Here is a 19,316-nt window from a genome sequence, read left to right on the forward strand (position 1 = left end):
GCAAGGCTAGTCAGGCAACAGCGGGCACGGGTGCGGCGCAGGTCCAGGCGGTGCCGTTGAGCAGGCCGGGCAAGAAGACCCGCGGCGTCGCCGGCGCCTCCCACGGCTTGAGGCCGGGCGCACCGGGTCGCACGGAGCGGGTCACGGGGGTGTCGCTGAAGCGCAGGATGTCGAGGCCGCGCTGGTAGTCGAGGACGTAGAGGAGGTCCTTGCTCACCCAGTACGCCGCGGACGCGCTCGTGCCGGCGGGCGTGAAGTAGCCGGTCTGGGTGATCTTGCCCTTCGGGGACACGTCGACGAAGCGGGTGCCGTTCTCGTACCAGCCGATCGCGACGTCGCCGCCGTCCTTCCACCCCGGCCGCGTGGTGAACCAGTGCGAGCAGTAGGTCTCGGTGACGGCCGCGCCGCCCTGCTGGAGCGTCGCCTCGGGCACGCGGTAGGAGTCGAGCAACCGGAAGCGCTTGGTCTTCGCCGTCCGCCCTGACACCTGGGTGGCGTCCCACGTCATGAAGGCGCCGCCCTCGGGGTCGGAGCAGCCGGCCCCGGAGGTCTCGCCGCCGACGAGCAGCATCGTGTCCTTGCCGCCCCGCGGCCACAGGTTGGCGTGGATGAAGCGGCCGTCGGGGCTGGCGCCGCTCGCGACGACCTTGGGCTTCGACGGGTCCTTGCGGGCGTCGAGCATCCACAGCGTCTTCGTGCTCGTGACGACCAGGCCGGGCGAGACCTCGGTGACGTCGTGGGTCTGCCCGACGCCGGCGGGCAGCGCCTTCGTCCAGTCTCCGGCGATCTTCGGGGCCGCCGGGTCGCGCAGGTCGACGATGACGCCCTCCGAGCCGTAAGCCCAGGTGCAGTCGAGCACGCAGCTGATCGTGTGCTCGTCCGCGCCCTGCAGGACCGCGCTCACCACCGGCAGCGCCTTGTTGCGCACGTCGACGACGACCAGGGCGGTCGCTGTGCCGACGAGCAGCACCTTGCCGTTGGTGTCGACGTCCTCCTCCGCGAAGTAGGGCGTGTTGGGGATCGGCAGCGTCGACAGCAGGCGCGGCAGCAGGGGGTCGGTCTTCACGTCGTAGATCGACAGCTCGTGGCTGCTCGTGATGTAGAGGTGGTCGCCGAGCAACCTGGCGCCGGCGCTGTCGGCGTGGATCGGCAGGTTGCCCATCCACTCGACGTTGGCGCTCGCGAACCCCGGCGTCGGGTAGACCGCTGAGCTCGATCCAGGGCTCGAACCAGAGCTGGAGCCGGGCACCACGAAGGCGGAGCAGACGACGAGGGCAGCGAGCAAAAGACGGCGCACGCACAGGCTTTCGTCGTACGACGGGGGGTTCCTGCCTCGCGAGCGGCCTCAGACCTCGTAGACGCTGCCCATCCGGGCCAGCTCGATCGGGCCGTCGAAGGCCTCCTTGGCCTCCGCCATCACCATCTCCCCGTCGACGAAGGCGACGACGTGGGTGAGGACGAGGCGACGGGCGGCGGCACGGTGGGCGTGCTCGCCGGCCTCGCGACCGGTGAGGTGGACGCCCGGGGGGTGCTCGCGGTCCGACAGCCACGACGCCTCGCACAGCAGCAGGTCGGCGTCACGGGCGATCTCGACGAGCGCATCGGTCTCGCCGGTGTCGGCGGAGTAGGCCAGGGTGCGGCCACCGGCGCTGATGCGCAGGCCGTGGCACTCGACGGGGTGGTTCATGATCGCGGTCGTCACCTCGAACGGCCCGATCGCCACGGTGCCGGCCGTCACGGTGCGGAAGTCGAAGACGTCGAGCAGGCCGTCGACCGGGGGGGCCTCGAAGCTGCCGGAGATGCGGGCCCGGGTGCCCATCGGGCCGTAGACGGGGAGCACCGGGGGGACGCCGTCGGGGTGGTAGCGGCGGGCGTAGGAGTAGGCGACGAGGTCGATGCAGTGGTCGGCGTGCAGGTGGGTGATGTAGACCGCGTCGACGTCGAGCAGGCCGCAGTGGCGCTGCAACTGGCCGAGCGCGCCCGCGCCGAGGTCGAGGACGAGCCGGAAGCCGTCGTGCTCCACGAGGTAGCCCGAGCAGGGCGAGTCAGGGCCGGGGAAGGTCCCGGCGCAGCCCAGCACCGTCAGCTGCACGCCGCCACCCCTGTCTCGTCCACACGGCCTACCTGCCCGACCTCGGGGCCGAGGAACCGCCGACCCAGCCGGGCGAAGGCCTCGGGGTCGCCCGTGGCCAGGAAGCGGTGGACCGGCGCGGGCCGCTCCGCGTCGCGGTCGAGGCCCTCCTGCGCGAGCAGGCGGTAGACGTCCTTGGCCGTCTCCTCCGCGCTGCTCACCAGGGTCACGCCGTCACCGACCACGAGCGAGATCATGCCGGTCAGCAGGGGGTAGTGGGTGCACCCGAGCACCACCGTGTCGACATCGGCGCGCAGCAGCGGGTCGAGGTAGTGGGTGGCGAGCTGCAGCAGCTGGCGACCCGTGGTGACGCCTCGCTCGACGAAGTCGACGAAGCGCGGGCAGGCCGCGCTGGTGAGCGCGACCTGCGGTGCGGCCGCGAAGGCGTCGTCGTAGGCCCGGCTGCTCACGGTCACCGCCGTGGCGAGCAGGCCCACCTTGCCGGAGCGGGTGGCCGTGACCGCGCGGCGGACCGCGGGCTGGATGACCTCGACGACGGGGACGTCGTAGCGCTCGCGCGCGTCGCGCAGGCAGGCGCTGCTCGCGCTGTTGCAGGCGATGACGAGGGCCTTCACCCCGCGGGCGACCAGCGCGTCCATGCCCGCGAGGGCGTGGCGGCGGACCTCGGCGAGCGGGAGCGGGCCGTAGGGGCCGTGGGCGGTGTCGCCGACGTAGAGAAGCGGCTCGTGCGGGAGCTGATCGATCAGCGCGCGGGCGACCGTCAGCCCACCGGCACCGGAGTCGAAGACACCGATCGGCGCGTCATCGACACCGGACCTGCCCACGCCGTCAGCCTAGGGCCGCGGCGCCGATCGTGTGTCACCTCGCCGACACCCCGCGGTTACCTGTCACGGGGAGTGCGGGCAGCCCCCCGTGCGGGATGTGGCGATCACACACGCTCGGCCACGCTCCGGTGATCGCCACCTCCGCGGCGCCCCATGCCGAGCCGTCAGCCCGGCCGAAGGATGTGGCGATCACGCACGCTCGGCTCGCCGCTTTGATCGCCACATCCGCTCCGCTCGGGAATCCGATCACATGCACACCGTGGGATGTGGCGATCACGCACGCTGGGCCACGCTCGCGTGATCGCCACATCCGGCATGCCCGTCACCGTCCGTCCTGCCACCCACCTCGGCGGAGGCCGCGGCGGACCTGGTCGAGGACGTGATCCGGCCGCTCGTCGAGCCAGAAGCCGGGGATGCGGAGGCGCCGCTGCTGGACCTTGTCGAGCTCGAGCTCGTTGTCGCGGTCGCAGTCCTGCCCCCACTGGACGACCCCGAGGTGACCGAGCCCGTCGACCTCGGCACGCAGGGCGTACTTCTCCCACTCCGCGTCGAGGAAGTAGCGGCCCGACGGACGCTGACGGACGCCCTGTCGGTCGGGTTGCGGCACCTTCCCGCGGCGCAACAGGCGGGTGAACGCCAGCTCACGCACACTGTGGGCACCGCCAGCGAGGTCGGCGAGGGTGCTGAGCATGAGCGCGCGGTGACGCACGGGCCCCAGTCGCACGACCACCTCCCGCAGGTGGTCTGGCCGCAGCAGGCGCTGCTGTACAGGCGCGCAGAGCAGCGCGCGGACGTCGTCGGCATCCCGGACCCGCGATGCCGCGTCGACGACAGCGCGGGAAAGCCTCAGCTGCGGTGGCTGCGCCGTGGGGTGCACGTCCTTCGCGTCCAGCAGCCTGGTCCTCGTCACGTCGACGTCGGCCAGGTGCGGCAACGGACCGGCTGCGGGCACCAGCAGTTGCGGGCGCACCGGTGCATCGCGCCGCAGACCGCGGGCGATCGCGGCGCTGGTCCCGCTCAGGACCACCCCGCGCGGGCTGCGCAGTAGGGCCACCCACAGGACCTGCTCCTGTGTAAGTGGTCCGTTGTGCATGACGACGACCGCGCCGTACCGCCGCCACAGGCCGGCCCGGACGGCACGCCGCGTCCGCGCGTCCGCGCCCGCCCGCCGAGCGGAGAGCACCCCGACAGCCGCCGCGAGCCGGTCGTCAGGCTCGAGGTACCCGAGATCGCTCGCCGCCGCGTCCGGGTCCAGTGCTCGTGCGCCCATGGCTGAACACGCTGAGCCCTTCCGGGCGTCCGCCACACCCCTCGCGGCGAAGCTGTGGACGGCCCGCGCAGCTGTGGACAGCCGTCCCGCCTTCCGGGGGTCCCAGGACCCGTACCGGATGTGGCGATCACGGGAGCGTGCCCCGGCGGGCGTGATCGCCACTTCCCGGGAAGGCCGCCCGGCAGCCCTGTGGCGTCGTACCGGATGTGGCGATCACGGGAGCGCGCCCCCGCGGGCGTGATCGCCACTTCCCGGAGTAGCGCCTGGCTGGGTGGCGGTTGGCGCGCGGGTGACCTGTCAGGCCCAGAGCTGGCCCTCGAGGGCCGCCTCGGCCTCCTCGAGGGTGCCGGCGTAGGCGCCGGTCGAGAGGTACTTCCAGCCGCCGTCACAGACCACGAAGGCGATGTCGGCGGACTGCCCGGCCTTGACGCACTTCATCGCCTCGCCGAGCGCGGCGTGCAGGATCGCGCCCGTGGAGATGCCCGCGAAGACGCCCTCCTCCTCGACCAGCTGGCGGGTCCGGCGCAGGGCCTCGCGCGGGCCGACCGAGAAGCGCGACGTCAGCACGGAGGCGTCGTACAGCTCCGGGACGAAGCCCTCGTCGATGTTGCGCAGGCCGTAGACCAGCTCGCCGTAGCGCGGCTCGGCGGCGATGATCCGCACTCCCGGGACGTGCTCGCGCAGGTAGCGGCCGGTGCCCATGAGGGTGCCCGTGGTGCCGAGGCCCGCGATGAAGTGGGTGATCGTCGGCAGGTCCTCGAGGATCTCCGGGCCGGTCGTCTCGTAGTGCGCGAGCGCGTTGGCCGGGTTGCCGTACTGGTAGAGCATCACCCAGTCGGGGTTCTCCGCGGCCAGCTGCTTGGCGACCGCGACGGCCTGGTTCGACCCGCCGGCGGCTGGCGAGGTGACGATCTCCGCGCCGTACATCGTGAGCAGCTGACGCCGCTCGATCGAGGTGTTCTCCGGCATGACGCAGACCAGCCGGTAGCCACGCATCCGGCACACCATCGCCAGCGAGATGCCGGTGTTGCCGCTGGTCGGCTCGAGCACGGTGACGCCCGGCCGCAGCAGGCCTTCCTTCTCAGCCTCCGCGACCATGTAGAGCGCCGCCCGGTCCTTCACCGACCCGGTCGGGTTGTTCGTCTCGAGCTTGGCCCACAGCCGCACGTCCGGCGACGGGGACAGCGTCGGGAGCCCGACGAGCGGCGTGCGCCCGACGGACTCGACGAGCGAGTCGAACCGGATGTCAGCCTCCAGCGACCGCGGGGAGCACCGTGACGCTGTCGCCGTCGGCGATCGTGGTCTCGAGCCCGCCCAGGAAGCGCACGTCCTCGTCGTTGACGTAGACGTTGACGAAACGGTGCAGCGCGCCCTCATCGGTGACGAGGCGCCCGCGCAGGCCGCTGTGGCGGCTGTCGAGGTCCTCGAGCAGGGCCGCGAGGGTGGCACCGGAGCCGGTGACCGCCTTCTCGCCGCCGGTGTACGTGCGCAGGATCGTGGGGATCCGGACCTCGACAGACATCGTGGGTGGTGCCTTCCGCTCGGGGTGGTGCCTTCATCGTCCAACAGGGGGGTACGACGGGCTTGTTCCGGGTGCCCTCAGGCTCCGGGTGTGGCGGATGCCACGTCAGACGACGACGACCGGCTCCTCCACGACCTCGCCGTCGGTGATGACGTAGCTGCACACCTCGTCGTCGTCGGTGCGGGTCGACACGAGCAGCCAGTGGGCGAACTCCGTGGTGCGCGACCACAGCACGTCGGTGCGGCTCGGGTAGGCCTCCGTCATGGTGTGGGAGTGGTAGACGGCGAGCAGTTCCTCGTCGGCGTCGTCGACGTCGCGGTAGACCGCGAGCCACTCGGCGCTGTCGAAGGTGAAGCCGGTCGGGGAGCGGTCGGCGTTGGCCATCTCGAAGACCCGGGTGGCGACGCCGTCGCGGCCCGCGATGACGCCGCACGCCTCGTCGGGGTGGTCGCGGCGGGCGTGGGCGAGGACCCGGTCGAGCATCTCGCGGGACAGGGTGAGCACCTGCTCAGCCTAGTGAGCGCGGGGTGAGGCACGACAGCAGCGACTCCTGCGCCCAGCCCAGCCAGCCGTAGACGGCGTAGAGCCGCTGGTCGTCCTCGGCGACGTCGTCGATCTCGGTGTCCTCGGCGACCTCGAGCCGGGTGCCGAGCACGAGCCGCAGGTCGTTGAGGCAGCCCAGCCAGCGGTCGCAGTCGTCGCGGTCGAGCAGCACCGCTCCCCCGCCCTCCGGGACGGCGGCGAGCACAGCCGCGGCGGCCGCGCGCTTGCCCGACCGCAGGTCGGACTCGGTGTAGCGCCGGAAGTCGCCCGCCGCGGCGTCGTCGGGGTGATCGGGGGCGTAGGCGTCGGGGAACAGCCGCAGCACCGCGGGGTCGTCGGGGCGGGTCGCGTCGGACAGGCCGACCATCGCGGCGAGCGGGTCGGCGTGGGCGTCCGGCCCGGGTCCGAGCAGCTCGAGCAGCTCACTCGTGCACTGCGCCAGCACCTCGGCCTCGACCGGCTCGAAGCGCGCCTCGACGCCCTTGCGCGTCTTCTTGAACCTCATGACTGCTGGAGCGTGGCCCACAGGCCCTTGCCGTGGCACTTCGCCACGTCGACCTCCATCTGCTCGCGCGTCCCGGTCGAGACGACGGCCTTGCCGCGGTGGTGCACGTCGAGCATGAGCGTGGTGGCCTTCTCCTTGCTGTAGCCGAACAGCTCCATCAGGCAGAAGGTCACGTAGCTCATGAGGTTGACCGGGTCGTTCCAGACAATCGTGACCCACGGGGTGTCGACGGTCTCGTCGAGGTCGGGCAGGTCGAGCTCGGCGGGGGCCGTCACGCGAGCTCGCTCTTGACGACCTTGCCGGTCGCGTTGCGTGGCAGCGCGTCGACGACGCGCACCTCCCGTGGCACGGCGAAGCGCGCGAGCCGCCCGCGCACCTGCTCCTGCAGCTCCTCGGTCGGCACCTCGGCCGAGAGGACGACGTGGGCGACGAGCACCACGCCGTACGACGGGTCGGGCCGTCCCGAGACGCTCACCTCGGTGACGTGCGGGTGCGCGAGCAGCGCCTCCTCGACCTGCCCCAGGTGCACGTTCTCGCCCCCGACCACGACCATGTCGTCGGTGCGGCCGAGGACGGTGAGCCGTCCGCTGCCGTCGAGGACCCCCAGGTCACCCGTGGCGACGAGACCGTCGAGGCGGTCCTTGTCGGAGCCGTCGGTGTAGCCGCCGAAGGTCAGCCCGCTGCCCACGAAGATGCGCCCCTCGGCGCCGGGCGGGCAGTCGCGACCCTCGCCGTCGACGACCCGCAGCGTCACGCCGTGGGGTGCACGGCCGGCCGTGTGCGGGTCGGCGCGCAGGTCCTCGGGGGTCGCGACCGCGGCGTAGGCGACCTCGGTGGAGCCGTAGAGGCTGTACAGGACCGGCCCGAAGGCTGCCTCCACACGGGTCGCGAGGTCGCCGGGCAGGGCCGAGCCGGAGCTCGCGATGACCCGCAGGCTGGAGAGGTCGAAGCGCGACGGGTCGGCGGCCAGGAGCTTGTCGAGCATCACGGGTACGACGACCAGCGTGCTCGCCCGGTGCTGCTCGAGCAGGCGCAGGACCTGCTCGGCGTCGAAGCGGCGGGGCAGGACGACGGTCGAGCCGAGCACCATCGCGAGGGTGAGGTGGCCGAGGCCCCAGGCGTGGAAGACCGGTGCGGCGACCACCGTGGTCTCCCCCGCCCGCAGCGGGATCCGCGACAGGGCGGAGACCAGCTCCTCGACGCCCGCGCCCGACCGGGCGGCACCGCGGGGAGCTCCCGTCGTACCGCTGGTGAGGATCACCTGCCGCGACGACCGGGTTGCCCGCAGCGGTCCGCGAGCGGTGGGCTGCGCGGTCAGCAGGTCGTCGGTCGTGACCGCCGTGACTCCAGGCGGCGGCACGAGGTCGGCGTCGTGGACGACGAGGCGCGCGCCCTCGCGCGCGAGCACCGCGCCCATCTGCTCGGGGGCGGCGCCGGTGTTGAGGTAGTAGACGTCGGCGCCGAGCTTCGCGAGAGCGACGGTGCTGATGACGAAGCCGCGGCCGTTGCGGGCGAGCAGGCCGACCGGGTCACCGCTCATCACCCCGCGCTCGCTGAGCGCCGCGGCCGCGCGGTGGGTCGCGGCGTCGACCTCGCGGAACGTCAGCGGGCCGTCGTCGTCGACGAGCGCCACGGCGGGCGGCTGGCGAGCGGCCTGCGCGGCGTAGCCGGTCGCCGGCGAGACCCCCCACCGCGCGAGCGCGAGACCCATGCCGAGCAGGCGGTCGGGTCGGGTGGGGCGCAGCAGCCCCGCATCGAGGAGCACCTTCGCGCCGGTCAGGTCGAACACCCCTCCATCGTGCCCTGCTCGGGCGTGGCCGACGCGCGGCGGGGTAGGCCACGCTCCACTGCCGACCGGCAGCCCCGCCCCGCGCGCCGACCCCGCGCGACACGCCCCCGGAGGCCCCCGTGCCCGACGCGATCGTGCTCCTCAAGGACGACCACAAGACCGTGGAGCGCCTCTTCAAGCAGTTCGAGAAGCTCGTCAAGGACGACGCGGCACCGTCGCGCAAGCGCACGGTCGTCGACGAGATCATCGAGGAGCTCTCGGTCCACGCCGCCATCGAGGAGCAGCACTTCTACCCCAGCGTGCGCGACCGCTGCGAGGACCTCGACGACACCGTGCTCGAGGGCCTCGAGGAGCACCACATCGTGAAGTGGACGCTCTCGGAGCTGGTCGACCTGCCCGCCGACCACGAGCGCTTCGACGCCAAGGTGACGGTCCTCATCGAGAGCGTCCGCCACCACGTCGAGGAGGAGGAGTCGGAGATGTTCCCGCTCGTCCGCGAGGCCATGGGTCGCAAGGCCTTGCGCGAGCTCGGTGACAAGCTGCTCGAGGCCAAGCCGGCAGCCCCGACGACGCCACAGCCGAAGGCGCCGGACGAGCCGCCAGGCAACCTCACGACCGGCTCGAAGGTCGTGAACCTCACGGAGAAGGCTGCCCGCAAGGCCGGCGTCAGGCTCTAGACGGGTCCAGTCCCGGCAGCCCGTCGAGCGACTCCGCGTTGCGCTCGGCCCGGTAGGCCGCGAGGCCTGCCGGGCCGCGCCGCTCCGCCCCGCGCCGGAGCAGGTCGCGCTCGCCCACGAGGTCCATCAGCGGCACGCCGTAGCCGCACGAGTCGCTGACGAGCTCGACGTCGACCACGACGACGGCCCGCGTCGACGGGTGCTCCGGGTGACGGGCGACGACCTCGGCGTACTCCGGCGTGCCCGGGAGGCAGACCCGGCCACGACCGTGGACGCGCAGGATCTTCGGCGGTCCGGAGAAGGCGCACCACATGAGGGTGATCCGGCCGTTCTCGCGGAGGTGCGCGATCGTCTCGACGCCGCTGCCGGTGTAGTCGACCCAGGCGAGCCGCCACGGGTCGAGCACCGACAGGCAGTCGTGACCGCGCGGCGAGAGGTTGACCCGGCCGTCCGCGGCCAGCGGCGCGGTCGCGACGAAGAAGACCGGCTGCTCGGAGATCCACTCCGCGAGCAGGTCGTCGACGCCGCCCTCGTAGACCTTGCCCATGCGCGCAGACTAGGTCGCGTGACCGACCGTGCTGACATCCATGCCGCTGTCGACGCCCACCTGGTCGGAGCCCTGCTCAAGCCCGACCCTGCGCTCGACGAGCTGCTCGCCGCCAACGCCGCCGCCGGACTCCCCGCGATCGACGTCAGTCCGCTGCAGGGCAAGCTGCTGCACCTGCTCGTCCGGGCCACCGGAGCCCGAAGGGTCATCGAGGTGGGCACGCTCGGCGGCTACTCCACGGTGTGGCTCGCGCGCGGCCTGCCGGCCGGCGGTCACGTCACCACCCTCGAGGTGTCGGAGCACCACGCCTCCGTCGCGCGGGCCAACCTCTCCCGCGCCGGCGTGGCCGAACGCGTCACGGTCGTCGTCGGGCCCGCCGCGGACGCCTTGTCCGCGGTGGGCGACGAGGTCGACCTCGTCTTCGTCGACGCCGACAAGCCCAGCAACCCGGTCTACGCCGACCACGCCCTGCGCCTGCTCCGCCCCGGCGGGCTGCTCGTCGTCGACAACACGGTGCGCGGGGGCGCCGTGGCACTCGGCCCCGTCGACGACGCGGTCCGCGGGGTTCGCGAGCTGCACGACCTACTGCGGGACGACCCGCGAGCCGACGCCACCGCCATGCAGACAGTCGGCTCCAAAGGCCACGACGGCTTCACCATCGCGATTCGCACATGAAGGAGCCCGGCGCCTGAGTGTCAGGGCCGGGCTCCTTCGTGCGTGCTCTCGTGGAGATGGCGGGAATCGAACCCGCGTCCTCCGGTGCATAGACAGGGCTTCTCCGGGCGCAGCTGGCGTTGAGTTTCTCGGCTCTCCCGGTCCTGCCAGCAGGCCGGGAACGAGCTCAGCCGCGGTAGCTCACCACCCGCCCCCGCGGCCAAAGCGGGTGGTGGTCCCTCTAGCGATGCCAGGTCCTGAGTCGAGGGCGTCCTCAGGCTGACAGCGACGAACTAGCTGCTAGGCAGCGAGGTCGTACGCGCGCGGACTGGAGTCGGCGCTTGTGTGTTTTCCGACGGGTCGTTAACGAGATGATCGTCGGCTTCCTCGGCCCGCTTCCCCTGCCTCGACATCCGGAGTCGAGACCTGTCATCCCCTTCTGTGAGACACGACCACAGTAACGCCTGGGGTCAAGCGGCTAGTCCTGGCCGACCGCCCTGAGGTGGCGGACGGGTGCCTCGTCGCGCGGGAAGGGCACGACGGGGGCCGGCGCCGGACGGGGCTCGGCGTCGCGGAGGCCCAGCATCGCCCGCAGGTCGGCCGCCGGGACGGGCCGCGACAGCCAGTACCCCTGCGCCTGGTCGCAGTCGAGCGCCCGCAGGGCCTCGGCGATCTCCTCGGTCTCCACGCCCTCGGCGACGGCGCGGGCGCCGAGCGAGTGGGCCAGGGAGATGGTCGCGCGCACGAGCGCCACGTCGTTGTCGCTCTCGAGCATGTGGGTGACGAAGGAGCGGTCGACCTTGAGCTCGTTGACGGCTGTGCGCTGGAGGAAGGCCAGCGAGGAGTAGCCGGTCCCGAAGTCGTCGACGCTGATCTCGACGCCGAGGCGGCGCAACCGCGACAGGACGTCCTCGACCACCTCGAGCTCGCTGGCGGCGTTGGTCTCGGTGATCTCGAGGACGAGGCGGTCCGGCGGCAGGCCGTGCCGCGCGAGCACGGCGGCGACGTCGTCGGGGAGCTCCCGGTCGAGCAGCGAGCGCGCCGCGAGGTTGACCGCGACCGAGATCGGCCGGCCCTCGTGCTGCCAGCGCGCGCACTCCCCTACTGCCTGGTCGAGGACCCGCATGGTGAAGGGCCGCACGAGCCCGGACTGCTCGGCGACACCGACGAACTCCACGGGAGCGAGCAGCCCCCGCACGGGGTGCTGCCAGCGGCACAGCGCCTCGGCGCCGACGATGAGGCCGGTCGCGAGGTCGAGCTGCGGCTGGTAGTGCACGACGAGCTCGTCCTGCTCGAGGGCCCGCCGCAGCTCGGCGACGAGGGCGAGGCGGTGGACGCTGGACTCGTCACGGCTGCTGGAGTAGCGCACCCAGGAGCCGCGCTCGGTCTTCGCCTGGTACATCGCGACGTCCGCGCGGCGCAGCAGCTCCGCCGGCGAACCCGCGTCCTGCGGGTGGCAGGCCACACCGAGGCTGCCTTCGATCGACAGCCGCAGTCCCTCGAACTCGACCGGCTCGGAGAGCAGCCGCAGCAGCTCCTCGGCGAAGGGGGAGGCCTCCTCGGGCGACCCCAGCCCGGTGAGCAGCACGGCGAACTCGTCCCCGCCGAGGCGTGCCACGGTGTCGGCGTCGCGGACGACGGCGTTCAGCCGACGTGCCACCTCTTCCAGCAGCCGGTCGCCCGCCGCATGGCCGAGGGTGTCGTTGATCTCCTTGAAGTGGTCGAGGTCCAGGAGCAGCATCGCCGTGCAGCCGCGGTCCTCGGATAGCGCCGCCGCGGCCCGCTCGGCGAGCAGCGTCCGGTTGGCGAGGCCCGTCAGAGCGTCGTGGCTGGCCTCGTAGGCGTGCTCGGCCGCCTGTCCGAGCACGTCGCTGTGCAAGGTGGCGTTGAGCAGCGTCGTGGCGACGGTGCGGGCGAAGGTCGACAGGACCTGCCGCTCGCGCTGGGTCAACCGGACCGGACCGCCGAAGACCAGGCGCAGCACACCGAAGCGCCCCTGCGGCCCCTCGAGGGGTACGACGATGCAGGTGACCGCCCGCGCGGTGTGCGCCGGGTCCAGCTGGACGACCGTCAGCTCGGTGTCCGCGGGCAGGTGGGCCGTGGCCTGGACCTGCAGCGCGCCCTCGGCGTCGAAGCAGAAGGTCCGGGCGCTGCCGTCCTCGTGGGCGACGAGCAGCTCCACGGTCTCGGCGCGGAACATCGCGCGAGCGTGTCGCAGCGCCGCCGCGGCGACGTGCCGCTCGTCGAGCGCGCTGAGCTCGCGAGACGCCGTCTCGAGCTGGCGCCAGGTGTCGCGCTCCTGCATGGCCTGCAGGTAGCCGCGGTAGGCCGCATACATGAGCAGCAGCAGGGGCGGCAGGACCAGCACCGACGGGCGGTTCCACTGGGCCATCGCGACGACCAGCACACCCGCGGCCGTGTTGCCGACGGCCACCGCCCACCGCAGCAGCAGGCCCTTGCCGTAGACCTCGCGGAAGGCGAGGCCCTCGGACAGGGCCACGGCCTGCGTGATGGCCGCGCCGTTCCACAGCGAGAACACCAGTGCCCCCAGGGCCAGTGCGGCGCCCTCGCGCACCCCGATGTCAGCCCCTGTGGGATGGCCCGACACGACGGCCGCGACTGCCCCGGCGACAGAGATGCCGATCGCGAAGGACGCCGCGTTGAACGCGGCCTTGAGCAGCTCGGTGCGCAGAATCAGGTGGTAGAGCAGGACACAGGCACCCGCCAGCGGCACGAGCACCGGCACCGGGAGCAGCCACAGCCCGATCACGACGCACATCTCGGCCCAGGTGAAGGACTCGTGGTTGTGCCCGAACCGGATCACGAGCAGCGAGCGGTCCGCGCCGAGGCACAGCAGCGCCACGATCGCGAGGTGCGCACCTGTCGTGGCCGTGCCCAGCCCCTCCACAGCGCGCCAGCCGACGACCACGAGACCGAGCACGCAGACGAGCCGGACGTAGGCGAGCAGCCGGTGGGCGGAGAGCCACGAAGCGACCCGACCCACGGCAGCCCTCGCCGGCCCGACCCGCGAGGGGTCGGGCGCGACGAGGCTGGCGTGGGTCATCGGTGATCAGACGAGCAGGGTCGAGGCGGAGTCGCTGACCTCACCGGGGAGCGTCTTCCAGCGCGGCGGGCGCTGACCCCAGAAGGCGGTGAGGAACTCGTCGTACTCGGCCGTAGTCCACGAGCTGCCCGTCCACGAACTGCCCGTCCACGACGACCCGGTCCAGGAGCTGCCCGTCCACGAGCTGCCGGTCCACGAGGACCCGGTCCACGAGCTGCCGGTCCACGAGCTGCCCGTCCACGAGGAGCCGGTCCAGGTGCCGCCGGTCCACGACGACCCGGTCCACGACGAGCCGGTCCAGGAGCTGCCCGTCCACGAGGAGCCGGTCCAGGACGACCCGGTCCACGAGGAGCCGGTCCAGGACGATCCGGTCCACGAGCTACCGGTCCACGAGGAGCCGTTCCAGGCCTCGCACCGGACGTCGATCTCGCCCACGATGACGCCACAGGGCGTCTCCACGTGACGACCGCCACGGCTGGCCTCGATCGAGCCGAGCCCTGAACCGGAGCCGGTCTGCCACTGAGCCGCACCCGCGGGCGCCGAGAGGGCCGCGGCGAGGTCGACCCGGCCGGAACCCTGGTCGTTGACCGCCCTGGTCCCGAGCGGCACCGCGGTGCCCATGAGCAGCGCCTTGACCTGGTCGGGGGTGAGCTCCGGGCGGGCCGCGATGAGCAGCGCCGCGAGGCCGGAGGTGACCGCCGCGGCCTGCGAGGTGCCCGACCCGCGGATGTAGCTCGGAGGCACCAGGGCCTTGGGGTTGTTCTGCTCGACGTAGGAGCCGTAGGAGCGCGGCAGGACGAGCGAGCGTCCGGGCGCCACGACGTCGGGCTTGACGACCCCCTGCGCGGTCGGGCCGCGGGAGGACCAGGCGGCCAGGGTGTCGTCGTCTGCCGAGAGGGTGCCCTTGTCGTCGTAGGCGCCGACGGTGAGCACCATCGGGTCGTCGCCCGGCTTCATGATCGTCCCAGCGTTGGGGCCGGAGTTGCCGGCCGCGACGACGACGACGATGCCCTGCTTCCACAGCCGCTGCACGGCGTAGTTGAGCGGGTCGACCGCGGGGTCCTGCGTGCTCGCCGTGCCCCACGAGAGGTTGAGCACGCGGATGTTGAACTGGTCCTTGTAGGCACTGACCCAGTGCATGCCCTGCAGCACGGTGGAGACGTCGGTGGCGCCGTTGCGCCCAGCGACCTTGACCGCGACCAGGTGGGCCTTGGGCGCGACACCGGTGTAGGCGCCGCCGCTCTGCCCCGCCGAGTCGGCGCCGCTGCCGCCGACGGCCCCGGCCATGACGGTCCCGTGACCGTAGCTGTCGACGACGGTGCCCTCACCGGAGAGGTCCGGCCCGTGGACGAGCCGACCCTCGAAGTCCTTCATCTGCGAGATGCCGGTGTCGAGGACGGCCACCCCGACGCCTGCCCCGAGGTTGCCCGCCGACCAGGCCGCGGTGGCCTTCGTGGTCTTCACGAACGACGACGCGCTGGTCGCCTCGTCGTAGGTCATGTTCTCGAACCGCACCGGGGTGTCGGCGGTCACGGCCGTCACACCGGGCACGCCGGCGAGGTCGTCGAGCAGCGACGCCGGCACCGAGGCCGACACACCGCCGACGAGGTCCAGTCGAGCCGTGACGTCGCCTCCGAGGCCGGAGACGGCGCGGGCCGCGGCGCTCACACCCTCGCCCGCGGTGACGATGACCCTGGTGAGGGCGTCACCCGCGGCGCTCAGGCCGGGGTCGAGCACCCCGGTGGAAACCTGCGAGGTCCAGGCGCTGCCCTGCGCGGCGACCGCCGGCGAGGTCAGCGTGCTGGCACCGAGGGCGGCGAGCAGCAGCAGGGCGAGGGATCGGCGCCGGGGCAGGGCCGTCGACCAGTTGGCGGGAGGGACACTCGCTGATGCGGGCACGTCGACTCACCTCAAGGTCGGGAAACGGGTCGATGGGGACATCGGCATCTGCCTCGCGCCCTCACACCCCCCGTTGTGATAGTTCGATCTAGGCACTTGTGATCAGGTGCGCAGGCCGAGCAGCCGCGCCCCGTTGTCGTGCAGCACAGCCCGCAGCCAGTCGTCACCCAGGCCGAGGCGGACGAGCGCCTCGAGCTGGTGGCTGTAGGGGTAGGGCGTGTTGGGGAAGTCACTGCCGAGCACGATCCGCTCCTGCAGGTCGACCAGCTCGGGCAGCAGCGCGGGCGGGAACGGCCAGGCCCCCTCGGAGAAGTCGGTGAACGCCATCGTCGTGTCGAGGTGGACGCGCGGGTAGCGGCGCGCCAACGCGAGGAAGTCGGCGTACTCCGGCATGCCCATGTGGGCGACCACGACCGTCAGCCCGGGGTGGCGGGCCAGGACCTCCGCCATCGGGCCGGGGCCGGTGAAGGGCCCCGGGACGGGCCCGCCGCCGCAGTGCGTGACGACCGGTGTGCCGGCGTCGGCGAGCAGGCCCCACGCGTCGTCGAGCAGCTGGTCGCGCGGGTCGAAGGCCCCCACCTGCAGGTGCACCTTCACCAGCCGCGCCCCGCCGTCGAGGGCCTGCGCGACGTAGCGCCCGACCCCCTCCTCGGGGTAGAGCGTGGCGGTCTGCACCACGTCGGGGTGCTGCGCAGCGAAGCCCGCGCCCCAGGCGTTGAGCCAGGCCGCCATGCCCGGCTTGTGGGGGTAGACCAGCGCCGGGAAGGCACGTACGCCGAAGCCGCGCAGGCGGGCGAGGCGGTCGGCCTCCTCCTCGCGATAGGCGATCGGCCACGGCACGCCGGTCAGCGGCCCGACGTCGTCGAAGTAGGCCCAGACCTTGTCCATGACCTGCCGCGGCATGAAGTGGACGTGCAGGTCGACCAGCCCGGGCAGTCCCAGCCCTTGCCACAGCAGGGGTACGCCGGCATCTGTCAGCGAGCCGGTCAGCGTGTGCGGCCCTTCGCGGCGCGACCCATGGCGCGGGCGATGTCGCGGTCGGCGTCGCGCTGGGAGAGCGTCTGGCGCTTGTCGTAGGACTTCTTGCCGGTGCCGAGGCCGATCTCGACCTTGGCCCGACCGTCCTTCCAGTAGAGCGACAGCGGGACCATCGTCACGCCGCCCTCCTTGGTCTTGCCGAGGAGCTTGAGGATCTCGGCCTTGTGCAGCAGCAGCTTGCGCTTGCGCCGCGGGGCGTGGTTGTTCCAGGTGCCTTCGGTGTACTCCGGGATGTGGACCCCGAGCAGCCACGCCTCGCCGTCCTGGATGTCGGCGTAACCGTCGACGAGCGACGCCCTCCCCTGCCGCAGCGACTTCACCTCGGTGCCGGTCAGCACGAGCCCGGCCTCGAAGGTGTCGGCGATGGTGTAGTCGTGGCGGGCCTTCTTGTTGGAGGCGATGAGGGTGCCGCCAAGGTTCTTCTTCGCGCCGCCGGACTTGTTGCTCACCGGGTCATCCCCGGCCGCCCGCGGTGGCGAGCAGGCCGGTGAGGACCTCGACGGCCCGGCGCACGGCCACGTCCGGCGCGGACCCGGCGGGGATCTCGATGTCGGGCTCGAGGCCCACGCCCTCGAGGGACCTGCCCCGGGGGGTGGTGTAGCGGGCGACCGTCAGCTCGAGCGAGGTGCCGTCGGACAGGGTGCGGGGCTCCTGGACGCTGCCCTTGCCGTAGGTGCGCGAGCCGACCAGCACCGCGCGGTCGCGGTCCTGCAGCGCACCCGCGACGACCTCGGCGGCGCTGGCGGTGCCGCCGTCGACGAGGACGACGACCGGCGTGCGGATGTCGCCGCCCGGGCTCGCCTCGAGGCGATGCTCGTGGCCGTCGCGGCGGACGTAGGTCACGACCGTGCCGCCGTCGAGGAAGGCGCCGGCGGTCCGGACGGCCTCGTCGAGCAAGCCTCCGGGGTCGCCGCGCAGGTCGAGGACGACCCCGGCGGCGCGCTGCTCGCGCAGCTCGGCGAGGGCGTTGCGGACCTCGTCGCCGACACCGCGGGTGAAGCTCGGGACGGTGATGCGACCGACGAGCGGCCCGCCGGGGGACGACGCCTCCATGGCGACCGTGACGCCGGCGGCCGCGACGGCGGCTCGGCGCAGCGACACGGTGCGCAGGGTGGTGCCGCGGGCGACGACGACGCGCACGACGCTGCCCTCGCGCCCGCGCATCGCGGCCGCGACGGCGGGGACGGTCATGCCGGCCGTGGTGCGGTCGCCGACGGCGCGCAGCACGTCACCGGCCAGCAGCGCGGCCTTCGCGGCGGGCGAGCCCTCGCTGACCTGCGCCACGACGACCTGGCCACGCTCGCCGGCCCGCAGCCAGACGCCGACGCCGGCGTAGTCGCGGGAGCGCGACGCGCCCGCGCCGTCGGTGGACCAGGTGCCCCACGGGTCACCCGCGGCGCGGAGCATGCCCTCGATCGCCGCGGACTCCAGCGCGGTGCGGTCGACCTCGCGCAGCGCCGAGCCGGCGATCTGGTCGACGGCCTCGTCGAGGGTGCCGCCGGGGCTCTCCGCGACCGGCTCGTCGGCGCTCCCGGCCCCCGCGACGACCCCGGCCGTGAAGGCGCTGACCAGCCCGGTCACGGCAGCGGTGAGCCCCAGGGCTCGACGCACGACGGGACGCATCCTGTCAGTCTAGAGCCGAGGTTCAGGGTGGGGAGACGTAGTTGAGCGGATCGACGGGACTGCCGTCGAGCCGGGTCTCGAAGTGCAGGTGCGGCCCGGTGGAGTTCCCGGTGCTGCCGACCCGCCCGACCGTCTGCCCGCGCCGGACAGTCTGGCCCTCGTTGACGAGGATCGCCGACTGATGGGCGTAGAAGCTCACCAGCTCGCGACCGCCCTCGGTGCCGTGGCTGATCGCGACCGACTTGCCGTAGCCGCTCTGCTCGCCCGCGAAGACCACCACGCCGTCGTCGGCGGCTGCGATCGGCGAGCCGGAGCCCGCGCCGATGTCGATGCCGGCGTGGAAGCGGCGGTCGCCGTAGATCGGGTGGGTGCGGTAGCCGTAGCGGCTCGTCATGGGGCCGTCCGCGGGCCAGAGCATCCGGCCCTGGTTGCGGCGCGGCGAGACGCTGCCGTCGCGCTTGCGGGCCTCGGCGGCAGCCTTGAGCCGCGCGGCGAGCGCGCGGGAGGCGGCCTGCGCCCGCTGATACTCCGCGAGGTCGGCGGCGCGCTCCTTCTCGGCGCCGGCCAGGACGGCGGCGCGCTGGCGGACGAGCGCGTCGACGCGGGCGGCGGCGGCCTGGGCGCGCTGCGCGGTGCTGCGTGCCCGCTCCTCCCCCGCGAGTGCCTCGGCGCGGGCCCTCTCGAGCTGCTGCTGCTGGGCCTCGAGGCGCGCGGTGGTGTTGGCGAGCGCGAGCCGGTCGCGGGCCACGGCGGCAACCTGCCCGTCGAGGCCGCGGAAGACGAACTGCACGGTCTCGGCGCGGTCGACGAGCTCCTGCGGCGAGCCGGTCTCCATGACCGCCGCGAGGTCGCCGAGCGGGCCCTGCTGGTAGGTGCGGCGGGCGAGCAGGCCGATGTCAGCCAGGCCCTGCTCGACCTCGGCGGTCGCGACGTCGACATGGCGCTGGGCGTTGGTGACCGCGAGCTCGGTCGTGCGGACCGCGCGGGCGGCCTCGGCTGCCCGGGCCTGGGCGCCGGCGAGCTCGCCCCGGGCCTGGGCGGCGGCTCGCTGCGCGGCGGGCAGGGCTGCGGCAACCCTGCGCAGCTGGGCGGCGGCGGCCTGGACGGCGGCGGTGGAGTCCTCGAGCTCGCCGGCGCTCTCGCGCAGCCGCTCGCGCACCTCGTCGCCCTCGGCGGCCTGCGTCGGTGTCACCGGCACGCCGACGGCCACCGCCGCGAGAGCAGCGGCGAGCGCGCGGCGGGAAGTGGTCACGCTCCGTAATACCACGG

The 19,316-nt window shown here is 73.0% G+C and carries 19 protein-coding genes and 1 other RNA gene; 2 read left to right on the forward strand and 18 right to left on the reverse strand.

Going from position 1 to position 19,316, the window contains the following annotated elements; genetic code table 11:
• Positions 1–10 precede the first annotated feature (10 nt).
• The 10 genes from Q8R60_19920 to Q8R60_19965 form a co-directional block, all read right to left on the reverse strand.
• Entirely contained in the window at positions 11–1,297 is a 1,287-nt protein-coding gene (locus Q8R60_19920) for a hypothetical protein (protein ID MDP3714739.1), read from the reverse strand.
• A gap of 48 nt (positions 1,298–1,345) precedes the next feature.
• Positions 1,346–2,092, reverse strand: a complete 747-nt coding sequence (locus Q8R60_19925) for an MBL fold metallo-hydrolase (protein ID MDP3714740.1) — start codon at positions 2,090–2,092, stop codon at positions 1,346–1,348.
• Positions 2,083–2,916: a glutamate racemase gene (gene murI / locus Q8R60_19930; protein MDP3714741.1), complete on the reverse strand. Its 834-nt coding sequence runs from the start codon at positions 2,914–2,916 to the stop codon at positions 2,083–2,085. The genes Q8R60_19925 and murI overlap by 10 nt, the downstream gene beginning before the upstream one ends.
• Before the next feature lie 322 nt (positions 2,917–3,238).
• Positions 3,239–4,186, reverse strand: a complete 948-nt coding sequence (locus tag Q8R60_19935) for a hypothetical protein (GenBank protein ID MDP3714742.1) — start codon at positions 4,184–4,186, stop codon at positions 3,239–3,241.
• 297 nt (positions 4,187–4,483) lie between these two features.
• Entirely contained in the window at positions 4,484–5,431 is a 948-nt protein-coding gene (locus Q8R60_19940) for a cysteine synthase (protein MDP3714743.1), read from the reverse strand.
• A gap of 1 nt (position 5,432) precedes the next feature.
• Positions 5,433–5,708, reverse strand: a complete 276-nt coding sequence (locus Q8R60_19945; protein ID MDP3714744.1) for a MoaD/ThiS family protein — start codon at positions 5,706–5,708, stop codon at positions 5,433–5,435.
• Positions 5,709–5,813: 105 nt separating this feature from the next.
• Positions 5,814–6,212: a M67 family metallopeptidase gene (locus tag Q8R60_19950; protein ID MDP3714745.1), complete on the reverse strand. Its 399-nt coding sequence runs from the start codon at positions 6,210–6,212 to the stop codon at positions 5,814–5,816.
• Between the two features lie 4 nt (positions 6,213–6,216).
• The gene (locus tag Q8R60_19955) at positions 6,217–6,756 is read right to left on the reverse strand and encodes a DUF2017 domain-containing protein (protein ID MDP3714746.1); all 540 of its coding nucleotides are present in this window, start codon (positions 6,754–6,756) and stop codon (positions 6,217–6,219) included.
• Positions 6,753–7,031, reverse strand: coding sequence for an ATP-dependent Clp protease adapter ClpS (gene clpS, locus Q8R60_19960; protein ID MDP3714747.1), 279 nt, complete (start codon positions 7,029–7,031; stop codon positions 6,753–6,755). Before clpS ends, Q8R60_19955 begins: the two co-directional genes overlap by 4 nt.
• Positions 7,028–8,545, reverse strand: coding sequence for an AMP-binding protein (locus Q8R60_19965; protein MDP3714748.1), 1,518 nt, complete (start codon positions 8,543–8,545; stop codon positions 7,028–7,030). The genes clpS and Q8R60_19965 overlap by 4 nt, the downstream gene beginning before the upstream one ends.
• A 119-nt stretch (positions 8,546–8,664) precedes the next feature.
• On the opposite strand from Q8R60_19965, the gene Q8R60_19970 reads away from it, so the two are divergent.
• Positions 8,665–9,222, forward strand: coding sequence for a hemerythrin domain-containing protein (locus Q8R60_19970; protein ID MDP3714749.1), 558 nt, complete (start codon positions 8,665–8,667; stop codon positions 9,220–9,222).
• Here the strand turns inward: Q8R60_19970 and Q8R60_19975 are convergent.
• Complete coding sequence (locus Q8R60_19975) at positions 9,212–9,769, reverse strand: pyridoxamine 5'-phosphate oxidase family protein (protein ID MDP3714750.1); 558 nt, start codon at positions 9,767–9,769, stop codon at positions 9,212–9,214. The genes Q8R60_19970 and Q8R60_19975 overlap by 11 nt on opposite strands.
• 18 nt (positions 9,770–9,787) lie before the next feature.
• Here Q8R60_19975 and Q8R60_19980 point away from each other — a divergent pair, with 18 nt between their 5' ends.
• Entirely contained in the window at positions 9,788–10,444 is a 657-nt protein-coding gene (locus Q8R60_19980; GenBank protein MDP3714751.1) for an O-methyltransferase, read from the forward strand.
• A 48-nt stretch (positions 10,445–10,492) separates the two neighbouring features.
• Here Q8R60_19980 and ssrA read toward each other — a convergent pair.
• The 7 genes from ssrA to Q8R60_20015 form a co-directional block, all read right to left on the reverse strand.
• Positions 10,493–10,860: a transfer-messenger RNA gene (gene ssrA, locus Q8R60_19985) on the reverse strand.
• Positions 10,861–10,901: 41 nt separating this feature from the next.
• Positions 10,902–13,487 (reverse strand): bifunctional diguanylate cyclase/phosphodiesterase, encoded by a 2,586-nt coding sequence (locus Q8R60_19990; protein ID MDP3714752.1) that lies wholly within the window; start codon positions 13,485–13,487, stop codon positions 10,902–10,904.
• A gap of 6 nt (positions 13,488–13,493) precedes the next feature.
• The gene (locus tag Q8R60_19995) at positions 13,494–15,386 is read right to left on the reverse strand and encodes a S8 family serine peptidase (GenBank protein ID MDP3714753.1); all 1,893 of its coding nucleotides are present in this window, start codon (positions 15,384–15,386) and stop codon (positions 13,494–13,496) included.
• Between the two features lie 102 nt (positions 15,387–15,488).
• Complete coding sequence (locus tag Q8R60_20000) at positions 15,489–16,364, reverse strand: amidohydrolase family protein (protein MDP3714754.1); 876 nt, start codon at positions 16,362–16,364, stop codon at positions 15,489–15,491.
• 8 nt (positions 16,365–16,372) lie between these two features.
• Entirely contained in the window at positions 16,373–16,873 is a 501-nt protein-coding gene (smpB, locus tag Q8R60_20005) for an SsrA-binding protein SmpB (protein MDP3714755.1), read from the reverse strand.
• A gap of 4 nt (positions 16,874–16,877) precedes the next feature.
• Complete coding sequence (locus Q8R60_20010; protein ID MDP3714756.1) at positions 16,878–18,047, reverse strand: S41 family peptidase; 1,170 nt, start codon at positions 18,045–18,047, stop codon at positions 16,878–16,880.
• A gap of 22 nt (positions 18,048–18,069) precedes the next feature.
• Positions 18,070–19,299, reverse strand: coding sequence for a M23 family metallopeptidase (locus Q8R60_20015; protein MDP3714757.1), 1,230 nt, complete (start codon positions 19,297–19,299; stop codon positions 18,070–18,072).
• Between the last annotated feature and the right edge of the window lie 17 nt (positions 19,300–19,316).

This window comes from Mycobacteriales bacterium (assembly GCA_030697205.1).
Lineage (GTDB): Bacteria > Actinomycetota > Actinomycetes > Mycobacteriales > SCTD01 > JAUYQP01.